At 42.9% G+C, this 26,735-nt stretch carries 26 protein-coding genes and 2 riboswitches; of the genes, 1 reads left to right on the forward strand and 25 read right to left on the reverse strand.

Going from position 1 to position 26,735, the window contains the following annotated elements; translation table 11 throughout:
- Window positions 1–10: 10 nt before the first annotated feature.
- The 17 genes from MKX60_RS21605 to MKX60_RS21685 form a co-directional block, all read right to left on the reverse strand.
- The gene (locus MKX60_RS21605; RefSeq protein WP_341060945.1) at window positions 11–1,000 is read right to left on the reverse strand and encodes a substrate-binding domain-containing protein; all 990 of its coding nucleotides are present in this window, start codon (window positions 998–1,000) and stop codon (window positions 11–13) included.
- Window positions 997–2,781, reverse strand: coding sequence for a cache domain-containing sensor histidine kinase (locus MKX60_RS21610; RefSeq protein WP_076283612.1), 1,785 nt, complete (start codon window positions 2,779–2,781; stop codon window positions 997–999). Before MKX60_RS21610 ends, MKX60_RS21605 begins: the two co-directional genes overlap by 4 nt.
- Window positions 2,778–4,388: a response regulator gene (locus MKX60_RS21615; RefSeq protein ID WP_341060947.1), complete on the reverse strand. Its 1,611-nt coding sequence runs from the start codon at window positions 4,386–4,388 to the stop codon at window positions 2,778–2,780. Before MKX60_RS21615 ends, MKX60_RS21610 begins: the two co-directional genes overlap by 4 nt.
- A 113-nt stretch (window positions 4,389–4,501) precedes the next feature.
- Window positions 4,502–5,482, reverse strand: a complete 981-nt coding sequence (locus MKX60_RS21620; protein ID WP_060623448.1) for an ABC transporter substrate-binding protein — start codon at window positions 5,480–5,482, stop codon at window positions 4,502–4,504.
- A 60-nt stretch (window positions 5,483–5,542) separates the two neighbouring features.
- Complete coding sequence (locus MKX60_RS21625; RefSeq protein WP_076283610.1) at window positions 5,543–6,535, reverse strand: ABC transporter permease; 993 nt, start codon at window positions 6,533–6,535, stop codon at window positions 5,543–5,545.
- Window positions 6,536–6,566: 31 nt separating this feature from the next.
- On the reverse strand, window positions 6,567–8,066 hold the full coding sequence (locus tag MKX60_RS21630) for a sugar ABC transporter ATP-binding protein (RefSeq protein WP_341060948.1): 1,500 nt from the start codon (window positions 8,064–8,066) through the stop codon (window positions 6,567–6,569).
- 232 nt (window positions 8,067–8,298) lie between these two features.
- The gene (locus tag MKX60_RS21635) at window positions 8,299–9,144 is read right to left on the reverse strand and encodes a class I SAM-dependent methyltransferase (protein WP_076283608.1); all 846 of its coding nucleotides are present in this window, start codon (window positions 9,142–9,144) and stop codon (window positions 8,299–8,301) included.
- Window positions 9,145–9,176: 32 nt separating this feature from the next.
- The gene (locus MKX60_RS21640; protein ID WP_341060949.1) at window positions 9,177–10,091 is read right to left on the reverse strand and encodes a DMT family transporter; all 915 of its coding nucleotides are present in this window, start codon (window positions 10,089–10,091) and stop codon (window positions 9,177–9,179) included.
- Between the two features lie 142 nt (window positions 10,092–10,233).
- Window positions 10,234–11,370: a zinc-dependent alcohol dehydrogenase gene (locus tag MKX60_RS21645; RefSeq protein ID WP_341060950.1), complete on the reverse strand. Its 1,137-nt coding sequence runs from the start codon at window positions 11,368–11,370 to the stop codon at window positions 10,234–10,236.
- Between the two features lie 81 nt (window positions 11,371–11,451).
- Window positions 11,452–12,270 (reverse strand): VanW family protein, encoded by an 819-nt coding sequence (locus tag MKX60_RS21650; protein ID WP_341060951.1) that lies wholly within the window; start codon window positions 12,268–12,270, stop codon window positions 11,452–11,454.
- The gene (locus MKX60_RS21655; protein ID WP_042188616.1) at window positions 12,271–12,795 is read right to left on the reverse strand and encodes a cysteine hydrolase family protein; all 525 of its coding nucleotides are present in this window, start codon (window positions 12,793–12,795) and stop codon (window positions 12,271–12,273) included. It lies immediately after the preceding gene.
- 128 nt (window positions 12,796–12,923) lie between these two features.
- Window positions 12,924–13,646: a 7-carboxy-7-deazaguanine synthase QueE gene (queE, locus tag MKX60_RS21660; RefSeq protein ID WP_076298715.1), complete on the reverse strand. Its 723-nt coding sequence runs from the start codon at window positions 13,644–13,646 to the stop codon at window positions 12,924–12,926.
- Window positions 13,639–14,121: a 6-pyruvoyl trahydropterin synthase family protein gene (locus tag MKX60_RS21665; protein ID WP_076298716.1), complete on the reverse strand. Its 483-nt coding sequence runs from the start codon at window positions 14,119–14,121 to the stop codon at window positions 13,639–13,641. Before MKX60_RS21665 ends, queE begins: the two co-directional genes overlap by 8 nt.
- The gene (gene queC / locus MKX60_RS21670) at window positions 14,121–14,783 is read right to left on the reverse strand and encodes a 7-cyano-7-deazaguanine synthase QueC (RefSeq protein ID WP_076298717.1); all 663 of its coding nucleotides are present in this window, start codon (window positions 14,781–14,783) and stop codon (window positions 14,121–14,123) included. Before queC ends, MKX60_RS21665 begins: the two co-directional genes overlap by 1 nt.
- 29 nt (window positions 14,784–14,812) lie before the next feature.
- Window positions 14,813–15,286 (reverse strand): preQ(1) synthase, encoded by a 474-nt coding sequence (queF, locus tag MKX60_RS21675; protein WP_042193989.1) that lies wholly within the window; start codon window positions 15,284–15,286, stop codon window positions 14,813–14,815.
- Window positions 15,287–15,449: 163 nt separating this feature from the next.
- Window positions 15,450–15,493, reverse strand: a riboswitch (PreQ1 riboswitch).
- 74 nt (window positions 15,494–15,567) lie between these two features.
- On the reverse strand, window positions 15,568–16,254 hold the full coding sequence (locus tag MKX60_RS21680) for an ABC transporter permease (RefSeq protein WP_341060952.1): 687 nt from the start codon (window positions 16,252–16,254) through the stop codon (window positions 15,568–15,570).
- Window positions 16,251–17,099 carry an ABC transporter ATP-binding protein gene (locus MKX60_RS21685; protein WP_341060953.1) on the reverse strand — a complete coding sequence of 283 codons (849 nt, stop codon included), beginning with the start codon at window positions 17,097–17,099 and terminating at the stop codon, window positions 16,251–16,253. Before MKX60_RS21685 ends, MKX60_RS21680 begins: the two co-directional genes overlap by 4 nt.
- A 213-nt stretch (window positions 17,100–17,312) precedes the next feature.
- Here MKX60_RS21685 and MKX60_RS21690 point away from each other — a divergent pair, with 213 nt between their 5' ends.
- Window positions 17,313–17,648 (forward strand): hypothetical protein, encoded by a 336-nt coding sequence (locus tag MKX60_RS21690; protein ID WP_076283600.1) that lies wholly within the window; start codon window positions 17,313–17,315, stop codon window positions 17,646–17,648.
- Window positions 17,649–17,708: 60 nt separating this feature from the next.
- Here MKX60_RS21690 and murB read toward each other — a convergent pair whose 3' ends face one another.
- From murB to MKX60_RS21730, 8 genes are all read right to left on the reverse strand, one after another.
- Complete coding sequence (gene murB, locus MKX60_RS21695; protein ID WP_076283599.1) at window positions 17,709–18,620, reverse strand: UDP-N-acetylmuramate dehydrogenase; 912 nt, start codon at window positions 18,618–18,620, stop codon at window positions 17,709–17,711.
- Between the two features lie 151 nt (window positions 18,621–18,771).
- A complete protein-coding gene (locus MKX60_RS21700; RefSeq protein WP_042188632.1) occupies window positions 18,772–19,572 on the reverse strand; it encodes an ABC transporter ATP-binding protein in 801 nt (266 codons plus the stop codon).
- Between the two features lie 75 nt (window positions 19,573–19,647).
- Window positions 19,648–20,682, reverse strand: coding sequence for a FecCD family ABC transporter permease (locus MKX60_RS21705; RefSeq protein WP_340969887.1), 1,035 nt, complete (start codon window positions 20,680–20,682; stop codon window positions 19,648–19,650).
- A complete protein-coding gene (locus tag MKX60_RS21710; protein ID WP_341060954.1) occupies window positions 20,682–21,737 on the reverse strand; it encodes a FecCD family ABC transporter permease in 1,056 nt (351 codons plus the stop codon). The genes MKX60_RS21705 and MKX60_RS21710 overlap by 1 nt, the downstream gene beginning before the upstream one ends.
- Before the next feature lie 221 nt (window positions 21,738–21,958).
- Window positions 21,959–22,966: an ABC transporter substrate-binding protein gene (locus MKX60_RS21715; protein WP_341060956.1), complete on the reverse strand. Its 1,008-nt coding sequence runs from the start codon at window positions 22,964–22,966 to the stop codon at window positions 21,959–21,961.
- 202 nt (window positions 22,967–23,168) lie between these two features.
- The gene (locus MKX60_RS21720; RefSeq protein WP_076298722.1) at window positions 23,169–24,986 is read right to left on the reverse strand and encodes an APC family permease; all 1,818 of its coding nucleotides are present in this window, start codon (window positions 24,984–24,986) and stop codon (window positions 23,169–23,171) included.
- A 123-nt stretch (window positions 24,987–25,109) separates the two neighbouring features.
- A riboswitch (cyclic di-AMP (ydaO/yuaA leader) is annotated at window positions 25,110–25,268 on the reverse strand.
- Window positions 25,269–25,465: 197 nt separating this feature from the next.
- Entirely contained in the window at window positions 25,466–25,930 is a 465-nt protein-coding gene (locus MKX60_RS21725; protein ID WP_042128176.1) for a disulfide oxidoreductase, read from the reverse strand.
- Window positions 25,927–26,679, reverse strand: coding sequence for a DsbA family protein (locus MKX60_RS21730; protein ID WP_341060957.1), 753 nt, complete (start codon window positions 26,677–26,679; stop codon window positions 25,927–25,929). Before MKX60_RS21730 ends, MKX60_RS21725 begins: the two co-directional genes overlap by 4 nt.
- Window positions 26,680–26,735: the final 56 nt, after the last annotated feature.

The following is a 26,735-nucleotide window of genomic DNA, read 5'->3' on the forward strand; positions in this document are numbered from 1 at the left end:
TCTTATTTGCTTATTCTATAAAGGGAAACATTAACTTTTCATTCTCACTTGTGTACATATTTTCCTTCGTAATGAATTCGGAGCCTGTATCCATAACAGGAGCTACTTTGTGACCTGAAACGACTTCAAGTGCAGTTTTCACAGCCAAGTACCCCATAGTAAAAGGTTTTTGAATCACCGTTCCCAGCATCGTTTCGTTCTCCAGCAACTGAACCTCACTACTGGAATTGTCGAACCCAACCAGCTTCACTTTTGATTTTAAGCCCATATCCATAATCGCCAGTCCCGCACCTAATGTAGAGGGCTCATTTAGGCCAATGATTCCCTTTAGTTGTGGCTGATTCTTTAGAAGATCAACAGTTAATTGATATGCCTTCTTCGAAGATCCGTTACTGTAAAGGGTATCCTGCACAAGATTAACTCCATTCTGAGATAAAGCATCCCGAACCCCTTTCTCCCTCTCGATAGCTGTAGCGGAGCCTTGTACAAAATTCATAATGGCGACTTGATCGTCGCTATGAATATTTTCAATCAACTTCTGCGCTGCTTTACGGCCTGCTTCATAATTATCTGTGGCGATAAAGCTCTCCGATACACCGCCGTTCAGTCCCGAATCCACCGTAATAAGAGTGATACCAGCCGCCTTAATCTGCTCTGCAACCGGAACGAGACGATAATAGTCGGTAGCAGCTAAAATAATGGCATCGGGCTTCTCCTCAATCGCCTGTTCCAGTAATTGAATCTGCTTATCTACATCTAGCTCGGTATCTGTTCCTACCGTATGGACATCTGCACCGAATTCCTTGGCAGCAGTCGCCACTCCTTGTTTCATTACCTCCCAGAATTCAATACTGGTATCGATAGTCTTAGGAACGTAGATAATGGTTCTGACCTTTGGATCAAGATCGTTCATAAACATATGATAACCTGCCCACCCGAGCGCTACAATGAAGATTACCAGTAGAGCAGACAAGCCTATTTTCGACCATAGTGAGCTCATGGATTCTCCTCCTCATAGAGCGCAGGAATTCTTAAAGTGACCGTCGTCCCTTCTTCCATTTCACTCGTAAAAGACAACCCGTAATGGTCCCCGAAATATAGCTGAATGCGATGGTTCACATTTGCGACGCCAACCCCACTGCCAATCCTGTAATCTGCCTTTTGAAGCAATAACTTGTTCATCTGCTCTGGATTCATACCAACACCATTATCTATAACCTGAATGGTAATATCATTATTCTCTCTTTTGCCCCTTATCAGGATGTGGCCTTGCTCAGGATTATGCTTTATCCCATGATAAATCGCATTTTCAACTAAGGGTTGAAGGACCAATTTCAATATACTACATTCAAGAATGTCTTCATCCACTTCTAGCGAATATGTGAATTTATGGCGATAGCGCATATTCTGAATCGTTAGATAGTGTCGAATATGTTCTAATTCTCTTGCGATCGGAATCAATTCCTCGCCCTCACCAATCGTAGAACGCATCAGCTTCGATAATGATGAGGTCATTTCGACCACCTCCTCCATCTTACCGGTCTCTGCCATCCAGATGATCGAGTCTAGCGTATTGTACAAAAAGTGGGGCTTAATCTGTGCTTGTAATGCCTTCAACTCACTCACACGCTTCATCTCTTGCTCCATCACAATCTGGCTCATTAACTCTTTAATCTTCATGATCATCAGATTAAATGTTCGGGCAAGCTTGCCAATTTCGTTCGTGCTCTCAATTTCCACACGAATGTCGAACTCTCCGCGTTCAGCCTTTTTCATGTTTATTTCAAGATTCTTGAGTGGCTTAGTTAGTGCGTACGAAAGAAGCACAGATATAGCCATGGCAAAGATGAGACTTACTGCTCCCCACAAGGCAGCTGTACCTTGCATCTGCTGTTTGTTAGCAACCAGATCATCTGGATAGGTCACCCCCACAATCTTCCAACCAAAGCTGGTTGTATCCACCGTGTACAGCTTCTGCTCGTTCCCTGTGTTCACTGTAACCGACCCGCTTTTAATCCCAAGAACGGTTTCCAATTGCTCGAACTTGAGCTGCGAGTAGATCAGCTGCTGTTGAGGATGATAGACTAGGCTCCCTGACGGATCTACGATGAATACATAACCGCGTTTTCCCAGTTCGATTTGTTTGCACAAATTGTTAATAACGCTGTAATTAAGATCTACAAGTAGCACACCTTGTCGATCTGCTTCCATTTCTGAAAAGGTATCTGATAGCTTTCTACTGATCGATACTACCCAACGATATTCATCTTGAAATAAGTGCTGCACATGTGAAGAGGAGACAGCCACTCCCGTCTGGTTCAAAGCTTGCAGATACCACTCTTGAGCAATCAACTCAGGAAGAGGTTTCAAAACCGCGTCCAGTCGATCCGAAACCGTTATCCCCTCTGAGCTTGCATACACTATAGAAGAAATGTCGGTGCGGGATTGGACGACAGATCGAAGATATTGGCTGGCTAACTGCTTATCTTTGACTTTTCCATCTTGTCCCGAACTCGAACCTTTTACATATCTCTCAAGATCACTACTAGTTAATACCAAAGCAGCAATACTCTCCATGTTACTAATATAATTCTCGATGTTCAGTTTTACTTGTTCTATTAATTGTGAAGTATAGGCTACGGAATTCCCCATGACGGCAGCTGAGGAGAGTCGGTATGAAGTATAGCTCAGAACTATAGTTGTGCAGAGAATAAGAAGGGAAAAAGAAATAGCGATATTATTATGAATACTTCGACTTCGGAAGAAGCGATGAGGTTTCATAGAAGGAGATTCTCCTTCTGTCGCTGTCGATATTCCTTCGGTGTGATCCCAACATTACGTTTGAAAATCACACTAAAGTACTGTGGATCAGCATAGCCAACTCTAGCAGCGATGTCATAAGTCTTCAACTGTGTGACGGTAAGGAGCTCTTTAGCTTTTTCCAAACGGAGACGAGTCAAATACTCAATAAAAGTCTCTCCAGTATGCTGTTTAAAAGTCACACTGAAATAACTGATGCTCATAAAAATATGGCTGCACAGTTGATTAAGTGAAAAGCTGTCATTACAATAATTCTCCCGAATATAAGCTTCTGCTGCCTTCATCTGAGAGGTTCTGACGGTTGTTCTTTGTTCCGATAGCTTGAGTATCAACTCATGGCAAGTTCTCTCCAAATAATTCCTAGCTTCATCTAAAGTCTTAAGGGCTGCAACCTCAGCAAACATATTATGCGAAACAAGCTCTGTATTTGGGAATCCGATATCGACCACATAGTTCATTAGAGAGACGAGCATTTGGTAGAGGCTACTGCGGCAGTCTTCTATAGAAGAGCTATTGCTTTTTAGCTCCTGAAACCATTTTGTGAGGACCTCCGAGATCGCTGATGCTTTACCTGTCTTCAACGCGGATATGAATTGCTTTTCCCATGAAGAGAAATGTGCTTGATCCAATCCTTTGCCGAACTCAAGATCCTGTATGGAGATAACCTTATCTATACCTAAAAGATATCGATATTCTATGGATGAAATCGCTTCCTGGAATGATTGTGGAATTTGCTGTAAATCAGCGTATTTTCTACCGATGCCGATGGTTGCAGTCAGCTTCAAGTACTTGTTCAGGCTGGTTTGTACTTGATCTGCAAGAAGTTGTGTTGTGACTTCGATCTCTTCGGAATCCCCTGATAATATCGCAGCGAGTTTCCCATCTCTCGTCTGAAATACGACACCGCCCTGCTCCTTCTCAAGTTGCTCCTGCACAATGTTAAAAGCAGCAAAGCGCAGTAGCTCAGCATCAGAAGCAATATCCAGGCTACGATTGTCCATTTCTATATCGATTACGATTGCAAGATTAGCCTCACCCTGCAGCTGTATATGAAAATAATTCATTTTATTCTCGATCTCGTCGTTTTTCATACGAGTAGTAACAAGCTTCTCCAGAAAACGTTCGCGAAGCAAAGGAAAGCTCTGATTTAATTGCATACGAAGCTTAGCGATATTGGCCTTTTGTAAATGCTCTTCATCCAAATCCTGCTTCATCTTGCTTAGATATTCGGCAAACTCACGAGCATTAATTGGTTTTAACAAATATTCCGTCACCTTCAAGGTTATAGCCTGTTTAGCGTATTCGAAGTCTTCATAACCAGTTACGATAATGACCTTCATGTCCCGGTATCGTTCCATTACAGCTTTAGCCAATCCTAGTCCATCCATAAAGGGCATGCAAATATCTGTAATAATCACATCCGGTCGATACTGCTCGACTGCATCAAGGGCATCTCTGCCGTTATCGAAATCTCCAACAAGTTCAAAACCATGATTATTCCATGCTATCTTCTGTTTAATCCCCTCACGAACCTCGTCTTCATCATCAACTAGAATAATCTTATACATCCAACACCTCCTCAGCTATTGACTCATCGAGTACATGTAATGTAAATGTTTACCTTTTGGGATAAGCATAATAGAGGTTGCCTTCTTGAGGCAACCTCTATTATTAATCTCTTCTATTCGTACAGCAGAGGTTTGATCTCATCGGAATCTATATTGTTCTTATCGTACCAGTGAAACCCGGTATCAATATTCTTTTCTACGGTTTCCCCTTTAATCGCCTGCACAGCTGCCTTCACCGCTTGATACCCAATACCAATGGGGTCCTGTGTAACAGCGCCAGCTACAACACCACTACGAATAGCATCCATTAACTGTTTACCGGAGTCAAAGCCGATAACTACAATCTTACCACCCATCTGTAATTCATTTACTGCATTAGCTACTCCTACTGCAGATCCTTCGTTTGAGCCATAGATTCCTTTAAGGTCCGGATTGGCTTGCATCATCGCTTTTGCAAGATCCGTGGACTTTAACTGATCTCCACCGCCATATTGCGGCTCTAACACTTCAATATCTGGATATTTCGCTTTCATTTGTTCTAAGAAGCCATCACGACGCTGTTGACCTGTACTGCTTGTTTGGTCATGTACAACTAAACCTACTTTACCCTTTTTGCCGATCAACTCAGCCATTTTATCAGCTGCCAAAGCTGCTGCCGCTTTATTGTCAGTCGCTGCGGTTGCTACAGGAATATCGCTATCTACACCAGAGTCAAAGCCAATGATTGGAATATTGTTTTCCTTTGCCTTTTCCAGATATGGAATCGCTGCTTTGCTATCGAGAGCTGCTAACGCGATTGCTGCTGGTTTCTTATCTAGCGCCGTCTGCAGCATTTCAATTTGTTTATCTACCTGACTCTCGTTTTCAGGTCCTTCAAACGTAATCTCGACATTAAACTCCTTGGCAGCCTTCTCGGCTCCTTGCTTCACCGCTTGCCAGAATTGATGCTGGAAGCCTTTTGAAATGACTGGGATATATGGTTTGTCTGAACCGGATGCACTCTTTTTGCTATCACTGTTGTTACAAGCACCAAGTAAGGTAGTAGCCAATAACAAACTGGCAAGCATGATAATCCCTCTTCGACGTTGTTTCATTTAAATCTTCCCCCTCGTCATTTGCTTTGTATATCACTCCGTATGGAGATAATACCTCGTTCATTGCTTCCGTCTGCGAAGAATATCAGCATACACTGCTATGATGATTACAACACCAACAATGACTGTCCGCCATTCCTGAGCAACGGACATAATCTGTAAGCCATTCGTCAGTACACTCATAATCAGTGCACCAATAATTGTACCTAGAATAGAACCTACGCCCCCGCTTAAAGATGTGCCTCCAATGACAACAGCCGCTATAGCTTCAAGTTCATAACCAGTGCCAAGTGATGGTTGGGCTGAATTTAGACGTGATGCCATCAGGATACCAGCGATTCCGCTGAAAATCCCTGTGATGGTATAGATCACAATCTTCCATTTGACCGTATTCACACCTGATAAGCGAGTTGCTTCTTCATTGCTCCCAAGTGCAAAGTTATAGCGTCCAATAATTGTCTTCGATAAGATGATGCTTGCGATAACACCGAGCAATAGGAAGATTACGATGGTGTTAGGAATGCCTGGGATCATCTTGCCCATTGCAATCTTGGCAAAAATCGGATCATCATTGAAATAAATCGGCTTGGCACCCGTTATGACAAGTGACAATCCTTTAGTGACCATCATGATCGCCAGAGTAGCAATAAAAGGTGGAATATTCATTTTCGCCACCATTAAACCACTTATAAAACCGCATAGTGCACCAGCTAGAATCCCGCCTACAATTCCGAGTGGAACAGGTAGGCCCCAGAATGTAATGATGACGCCAACCATCACCGAGGAGAAGGTCATCACAGTACCCAAAGCAAGGTCGATCCCGCCCGTAATAATTACAAAGGTTGCGCCCAGCGCTAATACCCCAATTACAGCTGTCGAGACGAGGATTCCAACTAGGTTAGAAAACTGAAAAAAGTTACTTGATGCTACTGAAAATACGATGACCAGAATGATCAAACTTGCGAATGCTAGTAATTTTTGTTTAAACCCTGATTGCGCCCCGGTTTGCTTCGAGCTGATAGGCTGGCTAATCCCTTTATCTGCGATCTTCATGACCTTGACACCTCCGATAAACATTGAACGATTATGAACGCATCGTCGCATATTTCATTATCGCTTCTTGCGATGCTTCTTCTGCGAGTAGTTCACCAGTTATACGTCCTTCACACATGACAATAATGCGATGGCTCATTCTTAGAATCTCTGGGAGATCTGAAGAGACTATAATGATCGCTTTTCCCTCACCTGCTAGCTGATCAAGCAACTTATAGATCTCACTTTTCGCTCCTACATCAATACCACGTGTTGGCTCGTCAAAGATCAACACATCGCAATCTCTCGTTAACCATTTCCCAATAACTACTTTTTGCTGATTCCCACCGGATAAGAATTTGACTTTTTGACTTACACTTGGAGTCTTGGTTGCTAGTGCTTCCGCATGCTGCTCCGCGGACTTTCGCATCTCCCGATCCCTCATCCATCCGAATGCATTACGGAATTTATAGAAGGAAGCAATCGCATTATTCATGCTAATGTCCATATCTACAAGCAGCCCGTAGCGTTTGCGATCTTCGGACAAATAGCCAATTCCATGCTGCACGGCTTGGTGAGGCTGTTTTATACGAACCGTATTTCCATGCAGCTTAATCTCACCCTTATCGATAGGATCAGCCCCAAATACGGCACGAACAACCTCAGTACGTCCAGCGCCCATTAATCCAGCGAAGCCCAGAATCTCACCTTTATTCAGATGAAAGCTGATATTCTTCAACATTTGCCCACTGGATAAGTTTCGAACCTCTAGTACGACTTGCTCTGTCTGTAACGAATGTGTTGGTTTCGACGTTTGATACAGTTCACGACCAACCATCATGCTAATAATCTGATCAATGGTTATTGAATCCGTCCGAACAGTATCCACGTAACAACCATCCCGCATGACTGTAATGCGGTCTGTGATCCGTTTCAACTCATCCATGCGGTGAGAGATGTAAATAATGCCCACACCTTCTTCTCGTAATTGCTCGATCATACGGAATAACTCGTTAATTTCCGTATCAGTCAACGCTGCGGTTGGTTCATCCATGATGAGTACCTCCGCATTAAAGGACAAGGCTTTGGCGATTTCAACCATTTGCTGATTGGCAACAGTCAGGTCTGAGACCAAGGTCTTCGGATCAAGCTTTAGATTCATCTGATCAAACAGTTCCTGCACCTTACGATTTAGCTCCAGATCATCAACGAACCATTTCAATGCCTTACGTGGCTCACGACCAATAAATATATTTTGGGCCACTGTAAGATGCGGCATTAGGTTCAGTTCCTGATGGATAATACTAATCCCGAGTTCCTGCGCAGCACGAGTATTGGCAATTTCCACCTCAGATCCCTTGTACCACATCTGACCCGCATCCTTGGAATAGACTCCTGTTGCAATCTTCATTAAGGTAGACTTTCCTGCGCCATTTTCACCGACTAAGGCATGCACTTCCCCACGCTTCAGCTCAAATTGACATTGATTCAATGCATGAACACCAGGAAAAAATTTATCAATCCCCGCCATTCGTAGCAATACTTCGTCCATTTCATATCCACCTCAAATCCTTTATAAATGCCTTTTTGTAAAGTAATCGCTTTCAAATGTTGAATGTAAAATTATTGTATTACCTATAAGTTTCCAATGTAATGGAATAATCTCCGTAAAAAAGTTTAAAATTTTATGTTTTGAAGCAAGCAAAAAAGACTACACCGTCCTTTTACGGACGAAGTAGCCTTTAGATAAGCTCATATGTGTATAACAGTTACATTCGAATAGCCTACAGGTTCTGACCCTTTCCTGCCACCAAGGTGAATGTCTTTGGTATTCCTTTATCATAAACATCCGAGGATAGATTGGGTTCTTCGATCAATTGGCGGATCACAAGCCCGGAACTGGCAGCAGCTGTTACAATTTCTCCAAGCGTCCAGCGGCGCCAATATACAACGCTATGTTCCTGTTCGTCTATTGGTTTGCCTGTGGAAGGCAAATACTTAGAGTACGAGACCTTTTTTTCTTCCAATGTCGTATCGAAATAGTCCCCGCTAACTTTGTGCTTACGAACCTTCGCTGTAGAACCCTTAGAGGATATCAGCTTAGTTGTCACAGGATGGAAATCACGTAGAACAAAAATCCCACCAGGAGAAAGTAAATGGCGGACGGTTTCCATAAACGGTGCTAGTTCGGTAAAGTAGTGTACAATTCCTAATTCAGCAAATACGATATCATATGAACCATCGAGCACGTGATCTGGCAGCTTAAGAACATCTGATACGATATAGTTAAGCTGAACACCTGCTTCTTGTGCGAGATCAGCTGCATAACGCGCATTAGCTTCTGAGAAGTCAGCAACAGTAACGTCCGCTCCAAGTAATGACAGCGCGACTGCCTTCATTCCGTTTGATCCCATGAGATTCATCATCTTTTTACCCTGTACATCTCCAAAATAAGAAGAGAGCGGGTACAGCTTTGCACTTGGTTCCTTGATTAACTTGGCTGCAGCCTCAGACGGTGTACCAAATCGAGCAACCCAAGCTGTGTACGTGTCTTCGTTCCATAGTTCCTCACTCGTTGGCGCAGTGCCTTTTCCAGGATGCAGTTCTAAATTTTGATCTTGTTCTTCCATACCTTGCGACCCCTTTATGATTAAAATATCTGTTATGAAGCATTCTGAATGGCATCTGCCACCTGAATCGTTTTCTTTCTTCCAGCGTACAAATATACGCCCAGTCCAAACATAACCAAAAGTCCCCCTGCCCATTGTAGCGCAGTTAATTGTTCACCTAATAGCAGATAAGCAAGGATACTAGCCCCCACTGGTTCTCCTAAGATGTTCATAGATACCGTAGTTGCGGATACATACTGAAGCAACCAATTAAATAATATATGGCCAAACACCGTAGGAACAACTGCTAGCAATAGGAAAATCCCCCACTCATTCGCAGGATAATTAAAAAAGGAAATCCCCATGAACAGATTGTAAATGGCAAACACACCAGCCGCTGATAAGAAGACTATCAAGCTGTACAGGTATGAGGGCATGCGCACTACAAGCTTTTGACCGATAAGCATATGCACAGCTACCACTACTGTTCCTCCAACCGATAACAAATCACCTTTAAGATTATCTGCAGAGATACCAATATCGCCCCAACCGATAAACACTACTCCGCCAATAGCAATACTCAGCCCCAGAATAGCAGACACAGCCGTTTTTTCCTTATACAAAAAATAAACGCCCAGCATAATAAACACTGGCTCCAGCGCCATGATCATCGTTGAACTAGCTACCGAAGTATACTTCAAAGAGCCCATCCAAAGCAAAAAATGTAGAGCTAGCATAGTGCCTGAGAGCACTAGCATGATCCAGTCTTTTTTACGAAGAGCGAACGCTGCTCCGCTGTATGGTCTTGCAAAAGGCAACATCAGCAGCGAGGTGAACAACAGCCGATACATTCCTTGTATAGATGCTGGCGCTGCTGACCACTTAATAAAAATGGCGGAAAAAGAGATGGCCACAATCCCAATCAACATTAAAATCGGAATAGGAAGTGGCGGTTTTTTAAGCTTCACATGGTACGCGTCCTTTCACTATCTTAAGTCACTTATGTTAATTTAACGCAGACCGTGAAAAAATGCATCTATTTTCATTAGATTTCACTAAAAAAAGCATAAGCAATGTCATTTCTGACGAAAGCTCATGCTTCTTAAAAGGCTACGGCTTCAGAACAACCTTGATGCAATCCTCTTTTTTCTCACTAAAAACGTCATAGCCATGCTCCGCTTTACTAATTGGCAGGCGATGCGTAATGATATCTGTAGGATCAAATTTATTTTCTTTAATCATCTTATACAGCAACGGCATATAGTGAATCACTGGCGCTTGTCCCATCTTTAATGAAATGTTCCGTTCAAATAGCTGACCCAGCGGGAACATATTGTAATTAAGTCCATAGACTCCTACAAGCTGGATGGTTCCGAATTTACGTACGATATCTCCGGCCATTCTGAATGCACTAAGCGAGCCTCCTTGCAGCTTCAGAACCGTTTCCACTTTCTCCAAGGCAGATATTTTGGCATCTAGACCCACACAGTCAATAACCACATCTGCGCCCCCACGAGTGATCTCCTTCAAATGAGCCTCAATGTCCTTGATCTCTTCGAAATTATAAACTTCAACATTATTGGTCAGCTTCGCATGCTGCAGACGATAGCCAATATGATCAACCGCAATGACTCTTGAGGCACCTTTGATCCAGGCAAACTTCTGAGTAAGCAGACCAACAGGCCCGCAGCCGAGAACAATGACTGTATCCCCTGGCTTCACTCCGCCGCTTTCTACTCCCCACCAAGCAGTAGGAACAATATCAGATAAGAAAAGAATTTTCTCATCTTCCATTTCTGCATCCTCAGGAACGACAAAAGGGCCGAAATTACCATAAGGAACCCGCAGTAATTCGGCTTGCCCTCCTGCAAAGCCCCCATAAGTATCGGAATAACCCAGATATCCGCCTGTATCCTTGGCGTCATTAGCATTGTCGCATTGACTCTCCATCTCATGCTGGCAGAAGTAGCACTGACCACAGGCTACATTAAAGGGAATAATGATCCGGTCGCCTTTCTTGACCTTAGTTACGTCTGGACCGGTCTCCTCAACAATGCCCATGGGCTCATGACCAATAACATAGTCATCATGCATACCTGGAATTTCACCGTTAAAAATGTGCAGATCTGAGCCACAAATCGCTGTAGAAGTAATTCGAACGATAATGTCATCCTTTTTCTCAATCTTCGGATCAGCAACCTCTTTAACTTTCACTTTCTTCTTCCCTTGGTAGGTTAATGCTTTCATGCTGTTAAGCCGCTCCTTTGAGTATAGCATAGGATAGAACGATAACGTGTCTTCTATGTTATAACCCATTACCTTATCCTCTTATCCATGAAGAAGCGGAGAATACATCATAAGCGCATAGTTATCCGTTACAGCTTCATCTCCAACTAGGTCGCCGGTACGTGTGAATATTTTTCGACTGATCTTATTGCTACGAATATATCCGCCCCATGGTTCTAGGCTTATCCGATGATCACTTTCGTACACTTCATATTTATAAAGGGACTGCTCATCGCATCTCCATTCCCCATGCAAATGGCTGTCATCCAGCCAGAGCTTTAATTGATACGTTTGATTCGTGTTATTCTTCACTTGAAGATCCAAATAATTATAAGAACAGGTGGCCCCGCTTCCAAATGGCTGTGTACGCTGTTCATCTGGAAATACATCATAGCTGTGCCGATGCCGTTCTGTAACCGTAAGAGGTGTATGCAGTGTCATCCAGTAGATCAGATTGGACAACTGGCACAGTCCCCCGCCGACTCCAGAATGGAAGCCACCATAATGCAGCACCATCCCCTCTAGATACCCTTTTCGCTTACTGGGCTTACCGATGCTTCTCCAATAGGAAAAAGTCTCACCCGGGCGCACCATGAGCCCATCCAGCTTCGTTATCGCCAGACGTAAATTGGTTATTTTATTGTATTGAAGCACCATATCTACATTCCGTAGACTTCTTAATAACGGTGTAGCATGAGTCATCACTTCATTAGATAAAATTTCACTAGTGCGCTGCTTCGCCACCTTGCTGCGGCTAGTGCACCATTTCAAATATCTTTTCCAAATAAAATATCGCTTTCCGGCAAATAGTCTAAGTCGAGAACGCTGAATAGGTTTCATGGCAGCCTGAGGTGTACTCATCTAGAACTGAACCTCGCTTTCAGCTCGTAACTGGGCGAATCTCCCTCCGATTACTGCATTATGATGCTTAACGATCTCACTACTATTCAGTACCCCATTATCAAAGGTGCTATGAGCATCTTGTACGAGAACACTCTTATAACCCATACTGTATGCGCGTCTTATTGTCGTATCTAGGCAGAACTCACTTTGCATCCCACAAATCACCAGATTCGTGATCCCCAGCTTCTGTAGCTCCTCTTGCAGTTCGGTTCGGTGAAAAGCATCCCAAGTAGGCTTCTCCACAATAACTTCACCTTCCTGCGGTGTGATGCGGTGACTGATCTGCCATGTGGGCGTACCTTTTGTATATTCCTCATCTTCGGTGTGTTGAATATAAACTATTGGAGTACCTGCTACCCTAGCTTTGTTCTGAAGGGAAATAATTCTCTCCATTACACCCTCTTCATCGTACAGCTTTTGATCAGGATAGGAGAACATAGCTTCTTGAACATCGATAATTAATAGTGCAGTTGAATTTCCCATTTAGTACCTCCTACAACTTTTATGAAAATCATACCAGATTATGGGACATTCTATCTACCTATTTAAAGGCTTAAATCAATAAAAAAAGGGCATCTGCTGAGCAGACACCCGTTACATTTAAATACTTTTTACTTGCCACGCTTATTATGCCAGATCAATGCATGCAGCTGTGGAAGGACACGTACTCTATTCATATCAGCGTCTACGATTACTTTATTAAACAACCATTCCAGCCTTCCCAAAAGTCGAGCAGAAATGTCGCCTTCTTCAGTGACATCATCATTCCCAGGCTGCAGAAAGAGCTGCACATTGGGATATCGCTGGTGAATGTCTTTTGCATAATCAAAATCCTTATCGTCAAACACTACGACCTTCAAGCTATGCGTAGAACGACCCAGTTTCTCCATTTTACTCATGATGTTATCTAGCATTTCCCAATTCGTCGTCATTCCTGAGCTTGGGGGTTTAGGGCTAATTGTCAGCACATCCACGTCATTGAACCAATCCTGCCATTTACTCCCCTGAGTTTCTATTGCAGCTTGTATCCCTCGCTCATGTAGCAGGTTAATAAAAGTGCCCATCCCGTCACCAATCAAAGCAGGATTTCCGCCTGAAATCGTAACACAGTCGAAATTATCTCCAGCTATAGCTAAAAGTTCATTCATAATTTCATCCGAGGTCATCATTCGAACCTTATCCTTAGCAGTACCATCCCAAGTAAAAGCAGAGTCACACCAGCCACAGCGATAATCGCAGCCATAGGTGCGGACAAACATCGTCTTCACTCCAATTACCGCACCTTCGCCTTGAATAGTCGGACCGAACATTTCAATTACAGGAATCTTACTCACAGTCACAGCCTCCATATAAACGGTAGGATGGCCCTTCATCCGGAACATCTTCAGCCAGCACCTCTGCCCAGGAGGTTGGAGTCTCCCATAGCTTTACCGAGTACAAAGGCAACCCTGCTTGCTTAAGCTTGTAGGCAATATATGAAGACATATTCTCCACTGTGGTGCGGAAAGACAACAAAGCTACTTTGGAGCCCGTATTCGTTAACGTTTCTAACACAGGTTCATTTCCCATAGCAAGAAAAGCGTGATCTAAACGATCTACAAGGCTTTGTTGCACAGTCGTCTTGATATCGCTGAAGTCAATAACAAACCCTTCGTCTGAATGGCCTTCCGTAGCCTCTGGTTTGCCCTTAAGCACTACTTCGAGCTTATAAGTATGTCCGTGCAGATTGCTGCATTTCCCTTTGTGACCAATTAATTGGTGCGCCGCATCAAACGTAAATATTTTGCAGACTGAAACCTCGTTAAGCATTAAGAACCGGCCTCCATTCTCTCCGCCTCATATTGCTCAAGACCACGCTGACGCAACAGACAGGCTGGACAAGTACCGCAGCCACTGCCAATAATACCGTTGTAACAGGTCAATGTGTGTTCGCGAACATAATCAAAATAACCCAGTTCATCTGCCATATTCCATGTTTCTTTTTTATCCAGCCACATCAATGGAGTGTGTATCGCAAACTCATAGTCCATAGATAAATTCAGCGTAACATTCAATGATTTCACAAATACATCACGGCAGTCCGGATACCCGCTAAAGTCCGTTTGGCAGACACCAGTGACGATATGGGAGTAACCCAATTGTTTAGCTAATATTGCGGAAAAAGACAAAAATAACAGATTCCGTCCGTCAACAAATGTACTAGGAAGCTCATCACCTTCGCCAGCAACGATATCAATATCCTGGCGGGTTAGTGCATTTGGTGCCAGCTGATTAAGCAGCCCAAGATCAAGGATATGCTGTTTTACATTAAACTTAGCTGCTATTTCTGTAGCAACTTCGATTTCAGCCGCATGACGCTGATTATAATTAAAGGTAACTACCTGCACTTCCTCAAACTGCTTCAATGCCCAAACCAGGCAAGTGGTGCTATCTTGTCCGCCGCTAAATACGACGAGTGCTTTTTTGTTCATCTTAATCTCTCCTTATCAACTTGTTGGGATTAGCGGTTATCCACTTTTTCCGGATAGAGGTCGTGATTCATTAAGCGGTGCTCCGCCATCGCCTCATACTTCGTACCCGGTCTTCCATAGTTGCAATAAGGATCAATAGATATGCCTCCACGCGGAGTGAACTTGCCCCATACCTCAATATATCGTGGGTCCATCAGTGAGATCAGATCATTCATAATAATGTTGACGCAGTCCTCATGAAAGTCACCGTGGTTACGGAAGCTAAACAGATACAGCTTTAATGATTTAGATTCCACCATTTTCTGTTCAGGAATATACGAAATATACAATGTGGCAAAATCCGGCTGACCTGTAACAGGACATAAGCTAGTAAACTCAGGGCAGTTGAATTTAACAAAATAATCACGCCCTGGATGCTTGTTATCAAACACCTCAAGAATAGCTGGATCATAACCAAACTTGTACTGCGTTCCCTGATTACCAAGTAAAGTGACTTCTTGCATTTCCTCTTTCAATCTTCCTTCTGACACGACAAAAAACCCCTCTCTTTTCCTTCGGCCTTGGCCGGTAATGGAAAGAAGAACGAGATTTCGAAAACTTTGCTCCACTAAGAAGAAACGGAAGCAACATCCGGGTTAAGGGCTGCATCCGCTTATAAGATTTAATATACTCTTAGTTTTTTATAGAGGGAGTTCGCGAACCTCTCCTGCACAATCCGTGCAGACTTCTTCTTCATGCATATTGCGTCTTGAACTATACCATGGTAATTTGCTTCTGACAAGTTCTACGCTTTGCCCGTCTTCCAAATCCAGAGCGAAAGCACCACAATCCACAAGAGCAAAAGCAGGCTTTCTAGGAGCAATACTCCTTCTCCATTTAGAATACTGTTCAAATTCTGGACGATTTCAATACTTGGCAGAATAACAAAGATCGGATAGGTCCACTCTGGAAGAGCTAAGTAAACAGAAGCCACCAAGAAAAAAACAACCATAAAAGCAGAGCTGATGGCCGAGCCATTTTTGGAGGAACTTACCTTTAATCCGATGATAATTCCAACTTGTACAAAGATTATTCCACCCAATAACATATATATCAACGAAGACAATAAATCTATGTTCAACCCTTGATTAAGTACATAAACTATCAGCTGTGAAAATAACGAAAAGACAAGAACAGACCCCGCCTTAGCAGTAATGATCTGACCTCTGCTTAACGGTGAGATCAAGAGTGCATCATAAGTTTTACTCTCTCGCTCCTCAATTAATCCTGGGCCGGTAATCATGATTCCAACCATTACTTGCGCAAACAAGATCCAAGTAGAAAGAAGCATGAAATCTAGACCGCTCTTGTCCACTACAGTGATGATTATTTTTGCCATAAATATAGGCAGCACAATTAGAATTACAGTCGCTGGATTACGTAGTATATCCTTACACTCATGCTTAAACAGCTTCCATAACGGATAACTCAACTTAACTCACTTCCCGTCAAGGCAGCAAATACATCTGCCAGCGAAGCCTCTTTACTGTGCATACTTATCATTTGATGATTAGACATTAGCTGATAAATATGATCTTTTGAAGACTCTTCTGCTATCGGCCAGGATTTCATAATCACTTCTCCATCCTGCTGATATTTCACTTCAATTTCTGGTTTACCATACATGGTCTTAAGTCTATGGGGTTCATCAAGTGCCACCAATGCACCAGCGTGCATGATCCCTACTCTATCGCTTAATTCTTCTGCCTCGTGCATATCATGCGTTGTTAAGACAATAGTTGTACCTTCATCTTGAATTCTCTTGATGTGATTACGAATGAGTGAGGCTGAATTTGGATCTAATCCACTCGTAGGCTCATCTAAAAACAACACTTGAGGCTTATGTAATAATGCTCTGGCGATTAGAACACGCTGCTTCCAGCCTTTGGATAAGCTGCTTACTTTAGCTTTTTCCTTATCTAACAGCTGGAGGGTTTCCATGACTTCATTCACTCGATTTCCTGCTACCCTATACAGATCAGCGAACAGCTCCAGATTATTTCGAATAGAACTACGCATGTATAGGTTCGGAAGCTCGAAAACAACACCAATTTGAGCATGGATTTCTTTTTTATGACATGAAATATTCATGCCATTAATTAAAATTTCTCCGCTTGTAGACTGAAGAAGCCCTGTCATCATTCGCATCGTTGTAGTCTTCCCTGCACCATTGGGACCTAGAAATCCAAAGACCTCACCTTTCTCCACCGTGAAAGTAATTCGATCAACTGCACACCTCTCCTGATAATATTTTGAGACCTCAGTTAGCTGAATCAATAACACTCCCCCCTTTTTAGAATAGTTAACTTTCTTCTATCCTTATTCTGGTTGTAGAGGATTATCTCTGTTGTTGCTATTCTGTAACATTCGCTATTCCTCAGTACCTTCCTTTGTTCAAATCCGCTCAGATGTGGCAAAAGTAAGGATTCAAATCCTAAGAAAAGGGTAACTTAAACATAATAATCTTCGAGGTAAGGGTGGGATCATCTAATGGAACAAAGTATACAGAAACTTATGGACTGGATTAACAGTCATGTGAATGAAACTATTGTAATTGAAAAGAAAGAGCTTCGTGATCTGGATAAGATTCATTTTAATCTAGAGGCTGTTGAGTTTCGGAGTGCGGAGGATGTTATCGATGATTATCTTGGGAGTGCATTAATATTAAAAGGATTTGGCAGCACTTTAAACGCCGATGGTGAGCTAGTATCGCTACCACACTCCACCTATGACTTAGCTATTGACGGGCTTCGGATTGAGGACATAAGTGATCGCAAGGCTGGAATAACTACTGAGAGAGCTAAATATACCCTTTCAGTGGATTAAGCCATATGTAATGACAGCAAAAGAGCCCACAGTAATCTGTGGGCTCTTTCTAATTAATAGTTACTCTTCCCCAATGATCTCCACTTCAGTTTCAAGCTCCACGCCGAATTTATCCTTCACAGTTGCTCTTACATGGTGAATTAGCCCAATGTAATCGCTGGCGGTTGCATTATCTGCATTTACAATAAACCCTGCATGTTTCTTGGATACCTCAGCACCACCAATTCTTGTTCCCTGCAAGCCACTCTCTTGAATTAACTGACCTGCAAACCGACCTGGAGGACGTTTAAAGACACTACCACAGGAAGGATACTCAAGCGGTTGCTTGGATTCACGCAGATAAGTAAGTTCATCCATTTTCGACTTGATAGCTAATGCATCACCAGAAGTCATAGCAAAATTGGCCTCAAGTACGATGTATTCACCGCTTGCGAACACGCTTTTTCTATAACCCCATTGCAGCTCATCCCCTTGCAGAGTCACTAATTGTCCGCTCTTAGTTATAGCCAGTGCACTATGCAGTACATCTTTAATTTCTCCGCCGTAAGCGCCTGCGTTCATGTATAACGCTCCACCAACCGTTCCTGGAATACCACAGGCGAACTCAAGACCCGTAAGCTCCATATCCAGCGCATATCTGGAAACATCAATAATCTTAGCGCCACACTCCGCATATAAGAGATTGTCTCGAATCCCCACATCCGTTAGTCCTGCCGTTTGCAGAACTATTCCACGCACACCTCCATCACGGATAATCACATTGGAGCCGTTCCCAAGTACCGTAAGGTTTATCCCATTCTGTTCCGCATATGTAACGATCTTTTGAATTTCCTCATAAGTAGCTGGTGCTGCCAAAATATCAGCTTTACCGCCCATTTTGGTATACACGTGATCTTTTAAGTTCTCATGACTCTTCACAATCCCTGCAGTCATTAGCTGCTCTAGGTCATTTTGAATTTTGTCAATATTCATGTTTCATGCTCCTTTAACCATGTATAAATGATGGTCCTTGATCTATTTTTAGTAGTGGTATCATGGATTTGTAGGCAACCACAACTGTAACAACGAACAGGCTCCCTTGTCAATGACGGGAGCCTGTTCGTTGTATGATTTTCAATTATGATTACACAGCTTTGTATGCAGCAAGCTCGTAAGGAAGGCACAGCGGCACACCGGTGCGTGGATCTGGAACAATATCTGCCTCAATTCCAAACACTTCCCGCAGTACATCTGGTGTCATAACTTCAGTAGGTGAGCCTTCACTAACCACAGTACCGGATTTAATAGCTACCATATGCTGTGCATAACGAGTAGCATGATTCAAATCATGCACGACCATGATAATGGTACGGCCTTCTTCCTCATTCAGCTTTTGCAGAAGCTGTAGAACTTCAAGCTGGTGAGCCATATCTAGAAATGTTGTTGGTTCGTCCAAAAATAGAATGTCAGTTTCTTGCGCCAATGCCATAGCGATCCAAGCGCGCTGACGTTGTCCTCCAGATAAGCGGTCAATCGGACGGTCATGGAAAGGCTCCATACCTGTAACAGTGATTGCGTTGGAGATAATGCTGCGATCCTCTGCTGTCATTGTGCCAAATCCTTTTTGATGCGGGAAACGGCCATAGCTGACAAGTTCAGAGACCGTTAGTCCGTCTGGAGCCGTTGGGTTTTGCGGTAAGATCGCAAGCTGACGAGCTACCTCTTTCGTTGAGAAGTTATGGATCGATTTGCCGTCCAGCATTACGCTGCCGCTCTTAGGCTTCATGATCCGGGCCATTGTTTTAAGAATTGTAGATTTACCAGAACCGTTAGCGCCCACTAGTGCGGTTATTTTTCCCGTAGGGATAGTTAAGTTCAACCCTTTAACAATTGTAGCCTCTGCATACCCAATACTTAACTCTTCTGTGTTCAAACGTTCTGACATGTTAACAACTCCTTAAAAGTTTTATGGAGCTATGCTCCTAGAATGAACTACATAGTAAAACTCGCTTCGTACGCATTATGCTTTCGATTTGGCGAGTAAATATAAAAAGTAAGGTGCACCAATGATCGCAACCACGATGCCTGTTGGAACTTCTGCAGGCTGTAACACCCATCTGCCGATAGTATCAGCAGTAATCATAAGAAGCGCCCCTGTCAACGCACTAGCGGGCAATAATACCTGATGACGGGGTCCCACAAGCTTGCGGGCAAGATGTGGTGCAATTAGGCCGACAAAGCCAATTCCTCCACTTACAGCAACGCAGGAGCCGGCAAGCGCAACTGCTGTCACTAGAAGGAGAATACGCTCCTTCTCCACTCGCATTCCAAGTCCTACTGAAGTATGGTCCCCTAGATTCAATACATTAAGAATACGGGCTTTATAGAAGGCGAACGGTAACAGAATCGCTATCCAAGGTAGCAGAGCAAGGACGAATCTCCAATCGCCACCCCATATTTTCCCGGCGATCCAAGTCGCTACAAACTGATAATTATTAGGATCAAGCCGAAGTGCCAACACCAGCTGGCAAGCGTTAATTCCGGCAGCGACTGCAATCCCGATAAGGATCAACCTTGTTGGAGATAGACCATCTGCTTTTCTATAAGCAAGAATATAGATTAAAGCGGCGGTTAAGCTAGCCCCTCCAAGCGCTAAGAGCGGCAAGACAAATACCGGAGCTGCTGTTGTAGCCGGAAAAAACGAGATAAAAATGATTACCGCAAAACCAGCACCCGCACTTATGCCTAGCGTAGCCGGTTCAGCAAGTGCATTTCTTGCGAGACTTTGTAAAATACAGCCTGACACTGCAAAGCCCGCTCCAACCAACAATGAAATTACGATGCGAGGTAATCTGAAATCAAATAAAATAAGCTTTTGCTGATGAGTTCCATCACCCAGCAGTGTATGTAATACCTCCCGTGGGGATAGACGCATAAATCCTGTATTCATACTGACAATAAAAACAACAACGATCAATATGGCAAGGAGTGATAACACTGTAATAGCACGTGTACGGCGTTCATTGTCATTGGGAGAAAGGGTTGTTCTGTGCATTACAGCTCCCCCTTCCGCTTACTCGCTAAGTAAATAAAGAAAGGTACACCGATGATGGCAATTAATGCGCCTAGCGGCGTCTCATAAGGGGCATTTATCATTCTAGCGGCGATATCCGCAAAGATGATCAATAAGCTTCCAAGAACTGCCGAGCAAGGAATGATCCAGCGATAATCTACTCCAACGAAATAACGTGCTACATGTGGAATAATTAGTCCTACAAAAGCAATCGGGCCAACCATTGAGACTGCACTTCCGGCAAGAACTACTACAACAATCATACATGCCAACTGTACTAATCTTGTCCGCTGCCCCAGACCAACTGCAACTTCTCTTCCTAAGCTGAGCAAGGTGACTGACCGCGATAACATCATCGCTGCGATTAGTGCCACGAACACCCAAGGGAAGATAATCTTGATCTGAGTCCAGCTTGCCCCACCCATTCCGCCAGCCAACCAGAAGGCTATATCCTGGGATAAGTTAAAAAGAATAGCTATGCCCTGACTAACAGCAACCAGTAGTGCACTAACCGCGGAACCTGCCAGCGTCAAACGTAAAGGGGTAAGGCCATTAAAAGATAGCGACCCGATTCCAAATACGATAAAAGACGCTATAGCAGCACCTATAAAACAAAACAACATAAGTGAAGTAAATGAGATCGAAGGTGCAAAAGCAAAAACTATGGCCAGCGCTACACCTGCTCCCGCATTCAAGCCTAACAGACCTGAATCCGCAAGAGGGTTCCTTGTCATCCCCTGCATGATTGCCCCTGCTACTGCGAAGCAAGCACCGACCAAAGCACCTGCTATCGCGCGTGGAAATCGCAGTTCTCTTATCACCTGATGTTTTTGTACATCTGGATTGAAATGAAATATTGCTTCCCATACCGTAGCTAGCTTGATATCTGCCGCACCCACTGAGACCGAAAGTGCCAGTCCAAAGGCAATGGCAGCGAGTCCAATCACTAGAATACCCATTGCAGCTGCCGGTCGGGTATGTATAGCTTTTTGTGTATCATTTTTATTACGATGTGCGAAATCTGAGGGTGAAACCATGAGTCGTCTCCTTAATCGATAGTTACAATGGTCTATATGATAACAACAATCATTCTCATTATCGCAAAAAAAATTAGGTTGTACAATTGTAGGAGTTATTTTTCAGTAATACAGGAATGGTTTATAAAAAAATGGTGCAGATCTAAGTATCCTAAGATACTTGATCTGCACGCCCTTCCTCACCCAAATGATCAGTCTCATTCATGGTGAATTACGACTCTTTATTTCACAAAACTTTTTAACACATCGTCAATAATTTTGCCACCAGCGTTAGCACCACTGTATAGCCAACTGCTTGTTGAGCTCATTTCATGTACATTACCAGCTTTTACAGCCGGGATTCCTTTCCAAATTGCACTGTCCAGAATCTCCGAACCCTCAGTCTTATCACTATTTACAAGGATAATATGATCTGCTGTCAGCTCAGAAAGCTTCTCTAGCGAAATTGGATTCCAAGTAGCTCTTGTACCAACAGGAATTTCTGTTACTAAGTTAGGCAGCTTTACACCAAGGTCTGTATATAATACAGCACCACTGCTGCGGGTTTCGTCTACAATATAGAAGTTCTTTTGTACCAACCATAAAATCGCCACGGACTCATCTCCAATAGCTCCTTTAAGCTTTTCTTTCGCTGCAGCCGCCTTGTCTTCATAATCTTTAATGGCTTTCTCTGCTTCAGGTGTCTTGTTCAGAATTTCACCAATCTTGAGTAGCGATTTACGCCAATCTTGATTTAGCTTATCCCCAATCACATAAGTCGGTGCAATCTTATTCAGTTGGTCATAGATACCATTCTGTACAGATGACTCCGATGGGATGAGGATAAGATCCGGAGCGAAGCTGGTTACTGCCTCGAGCGGAAGATCGTAGCTGATCGTAGGAACATCCTTCAATTCAGTGGACAGATAATCTTGAATACCATTAGTCACGGACCATTGCGCTACTGGAGTCACACCTAGAGTTACCAAAGCATCCTCCAAATAAGAACCCAGTACACGTTGTGGATTAGCTGGAATCGTTACTTCATGTCCCATTGCATCCGTTAACGTCTTAGCAGCTGCAGGAGCTTCTGTAGCTTCAGCAGTAGGTGCCGTCGCTTTGTCTGTTCCTGCGTTTGAAGCGTTACCGGGATTATTATTACCGCAAGCGGATAAGAATAGCACCATCACCATTAATCCGATCATCGTTAATTTCATGCTTCCAAATCTTATTCTGTTAAACAAAAACATTAAATACCCTCCTAGTGTGTACATCCTATGTTATTCAAAGGTGTTGACTACCTCAGTCTCACTTTTAAATGATATTGATTCTCATTCTCTATGTCAACATATAAATTTTAAATTTTGTGGATTTGTAATAATTTCCTTCTCAAAAATACAAAAAAAGGCTATATTCCGAACGTTCCGGATATAGCCTCTCCTTAATGATCCATTATTTATTCAAATGATATGGGACAGTCGCAACTACAACATCTTTTGAATTCATTAGATACGAACGGATTAAAAAGCTGGTCTGATTATGAAGTACAGCTTGCCACCAATGCTTAGTTATAAACTGTGGAATCAGAATCGTGATATGATCCGTCGCTGCGGTCTTCCACTCAACAGTATCAATAAATTTCACTAACGGACGAATAATACTGCGATATCTGGAACGAAGTACAATCAGGCGTACACCCGGATTCCATTCCTCCCACCGTTGCTCCATTTTTTGAATGTCCTCTTCATCAAAGCCAACATACACGGCTACAACATTATCCGTTAGAGACTTGGCATAGCTGATGGAATGTAGTACAGCACGTGTTACACCCGCAACAGGAACAACAACTGTACTGCCTTTAATCAAAGGTTTATCTGTACTCGGGCATATACGAAGCTGATCTGCAGTGTTCAAATAGTGCTTGTGAATCCGGTGGAACACGAACATTACAGCAGGTAAGAAAATGAAAGCCATCCATACGCTTGAGAATTTAGTGATGATAAAAATAAGAGTAATCGTCAATGTAGTCAGCATACCGATGGTATTTACAACAAATCTTTTTTTCCATCCCGCTGGTTTTGTTTTAAACCAATGAACCATCATTCCTAGCTGTGACAATGTGAAAGGAATGAATACACCAACCGCATAAAGTGGAATCAAGCTTTCTGTATTTCCGTGGAATGCAGCTACAAGCACAGCAGACAGAACACCTAGAAAAATAATACCATTAGAGAAACCTAGACGGTCTCCACGAACCATAAAAGCATGTGGCATATATTTATCTTTTGCAAACATAAATGCGAGCAGCGGGAACGCTGAGTAAGCTGTATTAGCTGCCAAGAACAAAATTACTGCTGTGATACCTTGAATGAAAAAATATAAGGTTCCGCGGCCAAAGGTCGATTCAGCGATCTGTGAAACAACCGTTGCCTTTTCATCAGGCACTATGCCGTACCAATACGCCAGTAGTGTGATACCTGTAAACATAAATCCAAGTATAACCCCCATAACCATTAAGGTCTTGGCTGCGTTCTTTTCAGCTGGTGCTTTAAAGTTTGGAATGGCATTAGATACAGCCTCTACACCCGTAAGTGCCGAACAGCCAGAACTGAAGGCTTTTAATAGTAGAAACAAACTAACATTAGAAACAGCAGAGCCAATTTCAGGGACATTCGCATGTACGCCACCTGCTGCATATTTAATAATACCGGAGATAATCAACACTACAATCGACACTACAAACAAATACACTGGGATTGCGATGAATGAAGCTGATTCTGTAACTCCGCGAAGATTAATCAAAGTAAGTAAAATAATAACTGATACTGCAATAAGAACGGTGTGATTATGAAGACTTGGAAAAGCCGATGTGATCGCATCCGTCCCTGCCGACGCACTAACAGCTACGGTCAGAATGTAATCCACTAACAAAGACCCTCCTGCTAAGAGCCCTGTCGGAACACCAAGATTACTCTTGGCAACGATGTAAGCTCCGCCTCCCTGAGGATAAGCGTAAATCGTCTGCCGATAGGATAAAATCAGGATGGCCAGCAGGCCCAATACGGCTAATGCAATTGGCAGGGAATACCAGATGGCAGTAAACCCCGCAGCCACCAGTACAATCAAAATTTGTTCCGTTCCGTAGGCTACAGACGAGAGCGCATCAGAAGACAGGACAGCCAGTGCTTTAACCTTGGATAACTTTTCATGATCGAGTTCGTTCGACTTCATCGGACGCCCGATCAATAGTCGTTTTACCTTGCTTACCATGGTGGATACAGTTCCTTTCTTTGGGAGCTGAAACGGAATTTCCGCGCGCTGTTTTCATTGGTGGATTTCATAAATGCAGACACTAAAAATAGCATACGGAAATGATCCGCATGCTATGCATGGTCATTATCCCACCTTTGCTTACGAGGTTAGCTGGCGGATTCGGGCTGTGGTTTAGCCCTACGGTATAAGTCTAATCGACCCATTCCGATTCACCCCATTGGCACATATGCCAAGTTTGGTTCCCCCGTTTTTCCTAAGAAAATTCAGCGCATATTCAACTTCTCACAAGGTCTAATATTAGTCTACAAAGCGTATACAGTAAAGCGTTGAAAAAAATGAAAAAAGAATGAAAAAACATCCAGTAAGCGCAAATACAGCGTCTTATTGGATGCTCTCTTTCATTCTCTTCAATTATCCCTCTGGATCGTGTTTTTAATCACTTTTCACATTTTTTCGGATCCTTTAAAATTAAAAAATCAAAATCCTAAACTTTCCTCTGTATCTAACTCCATCACTTCTTCTTCCTTGCGTCCGTACCAAAGTAAAATGCTAATTAAAGCAAAAGCGATTAATGCAAGGAAAGGAATCGTAATGAATCCAAAAAAGTTCAAGTAATCCTTATTACAAGGAACACCAATTGTACAAGGAAGCACTTTACTTAACGCAGGAATCTTCTGCTCCGCATAATGATAGATCGAGATACTGCCACCAATCAAGCTTAGTGGAAGTACATATGGGATAATCCTTTTATCCCCTCGAAAGGTTGCAATTCCCAAGAGGAATAACTGAGGATACATAAAAATTCGCTGGAACCAGCAAAGCTTACAAGGTTCATATTTCAATACTTCGCTCAGATACAAGCTACCAGCAACAGCAACTAAAGAGACGAACCAGGCCAGATACAGGCAGTTACGCTTGCAAAAAGATAGGAACTTTGTCACTTTGCCTCCACAGCTTTTGCGGCGTCGTTAATTTCAGTTGAAATCGCTTCAATGTTAAATGGATCCGTAGTCATTACTCCATTGATATAAAGGGATGGTGTAGTCGTCACCCCAGCTTCACTAGCTAACTGCATACCCTTATTCAGCTCATCTGCATACGTACGATCCTTAATATCTTTACGAAGCAGTTCGTAATCGATAGCTAACTTCTCTTTCTCCGCAAGGCTTACTAAGAAATCTTCAGTCGCCCATTCTTCGCTCTCATCACCTTGCTGAGCATATACAGCATCATAGAACTTCCAGAATTCATCATTATTCTGATGGTAAACAGATAATGCAGCAAGTGAGGCAGTTTCAGAGTCTGGACCAACGAAAGCCATATTTACAAAGTAGAGCGCTGCTTTTCCCTCGTTGACAAAATCTTGAACAATTTTCGGTTTAACTGAAGTTGCAAACTGGGAACACGCTGGACATTTTAAGTCTCCAAATTCAACAATTTTAACAGGTGCATCCTCTTTACCGACTCTAGGTAGCTCACTGTAATTGAATGCTACTGGTTCTCCCGAAGTGGCATTTTTTGCGGCATCTTTCGAAGCTAACATAAACAATCCAACAAAAATGATGACTACTAAAGCTATTGAACTAATAATTAAAATTCTCGTCTTCTGCTTTTGCTGCTCCTGTTCTACCCGCCGTTTCTCTTGTTTGCTAAGCTGGGGAACGCTTGTACTTTTATTAGGTTTACTCAAGGAGAGTTCCTTTCTGTCCTCTGTGGACTAATGTAGTTTTTATCATATACATTTAA

Source organism: Paenibacillus sp. FSL R5-0914 (genome assembly GCF_038004525.1).
GTDB lineage: Bacteria > Bacillota > Bacilli > Paenibacillales > Paenibacillaceae > Paenibacillus_AQ.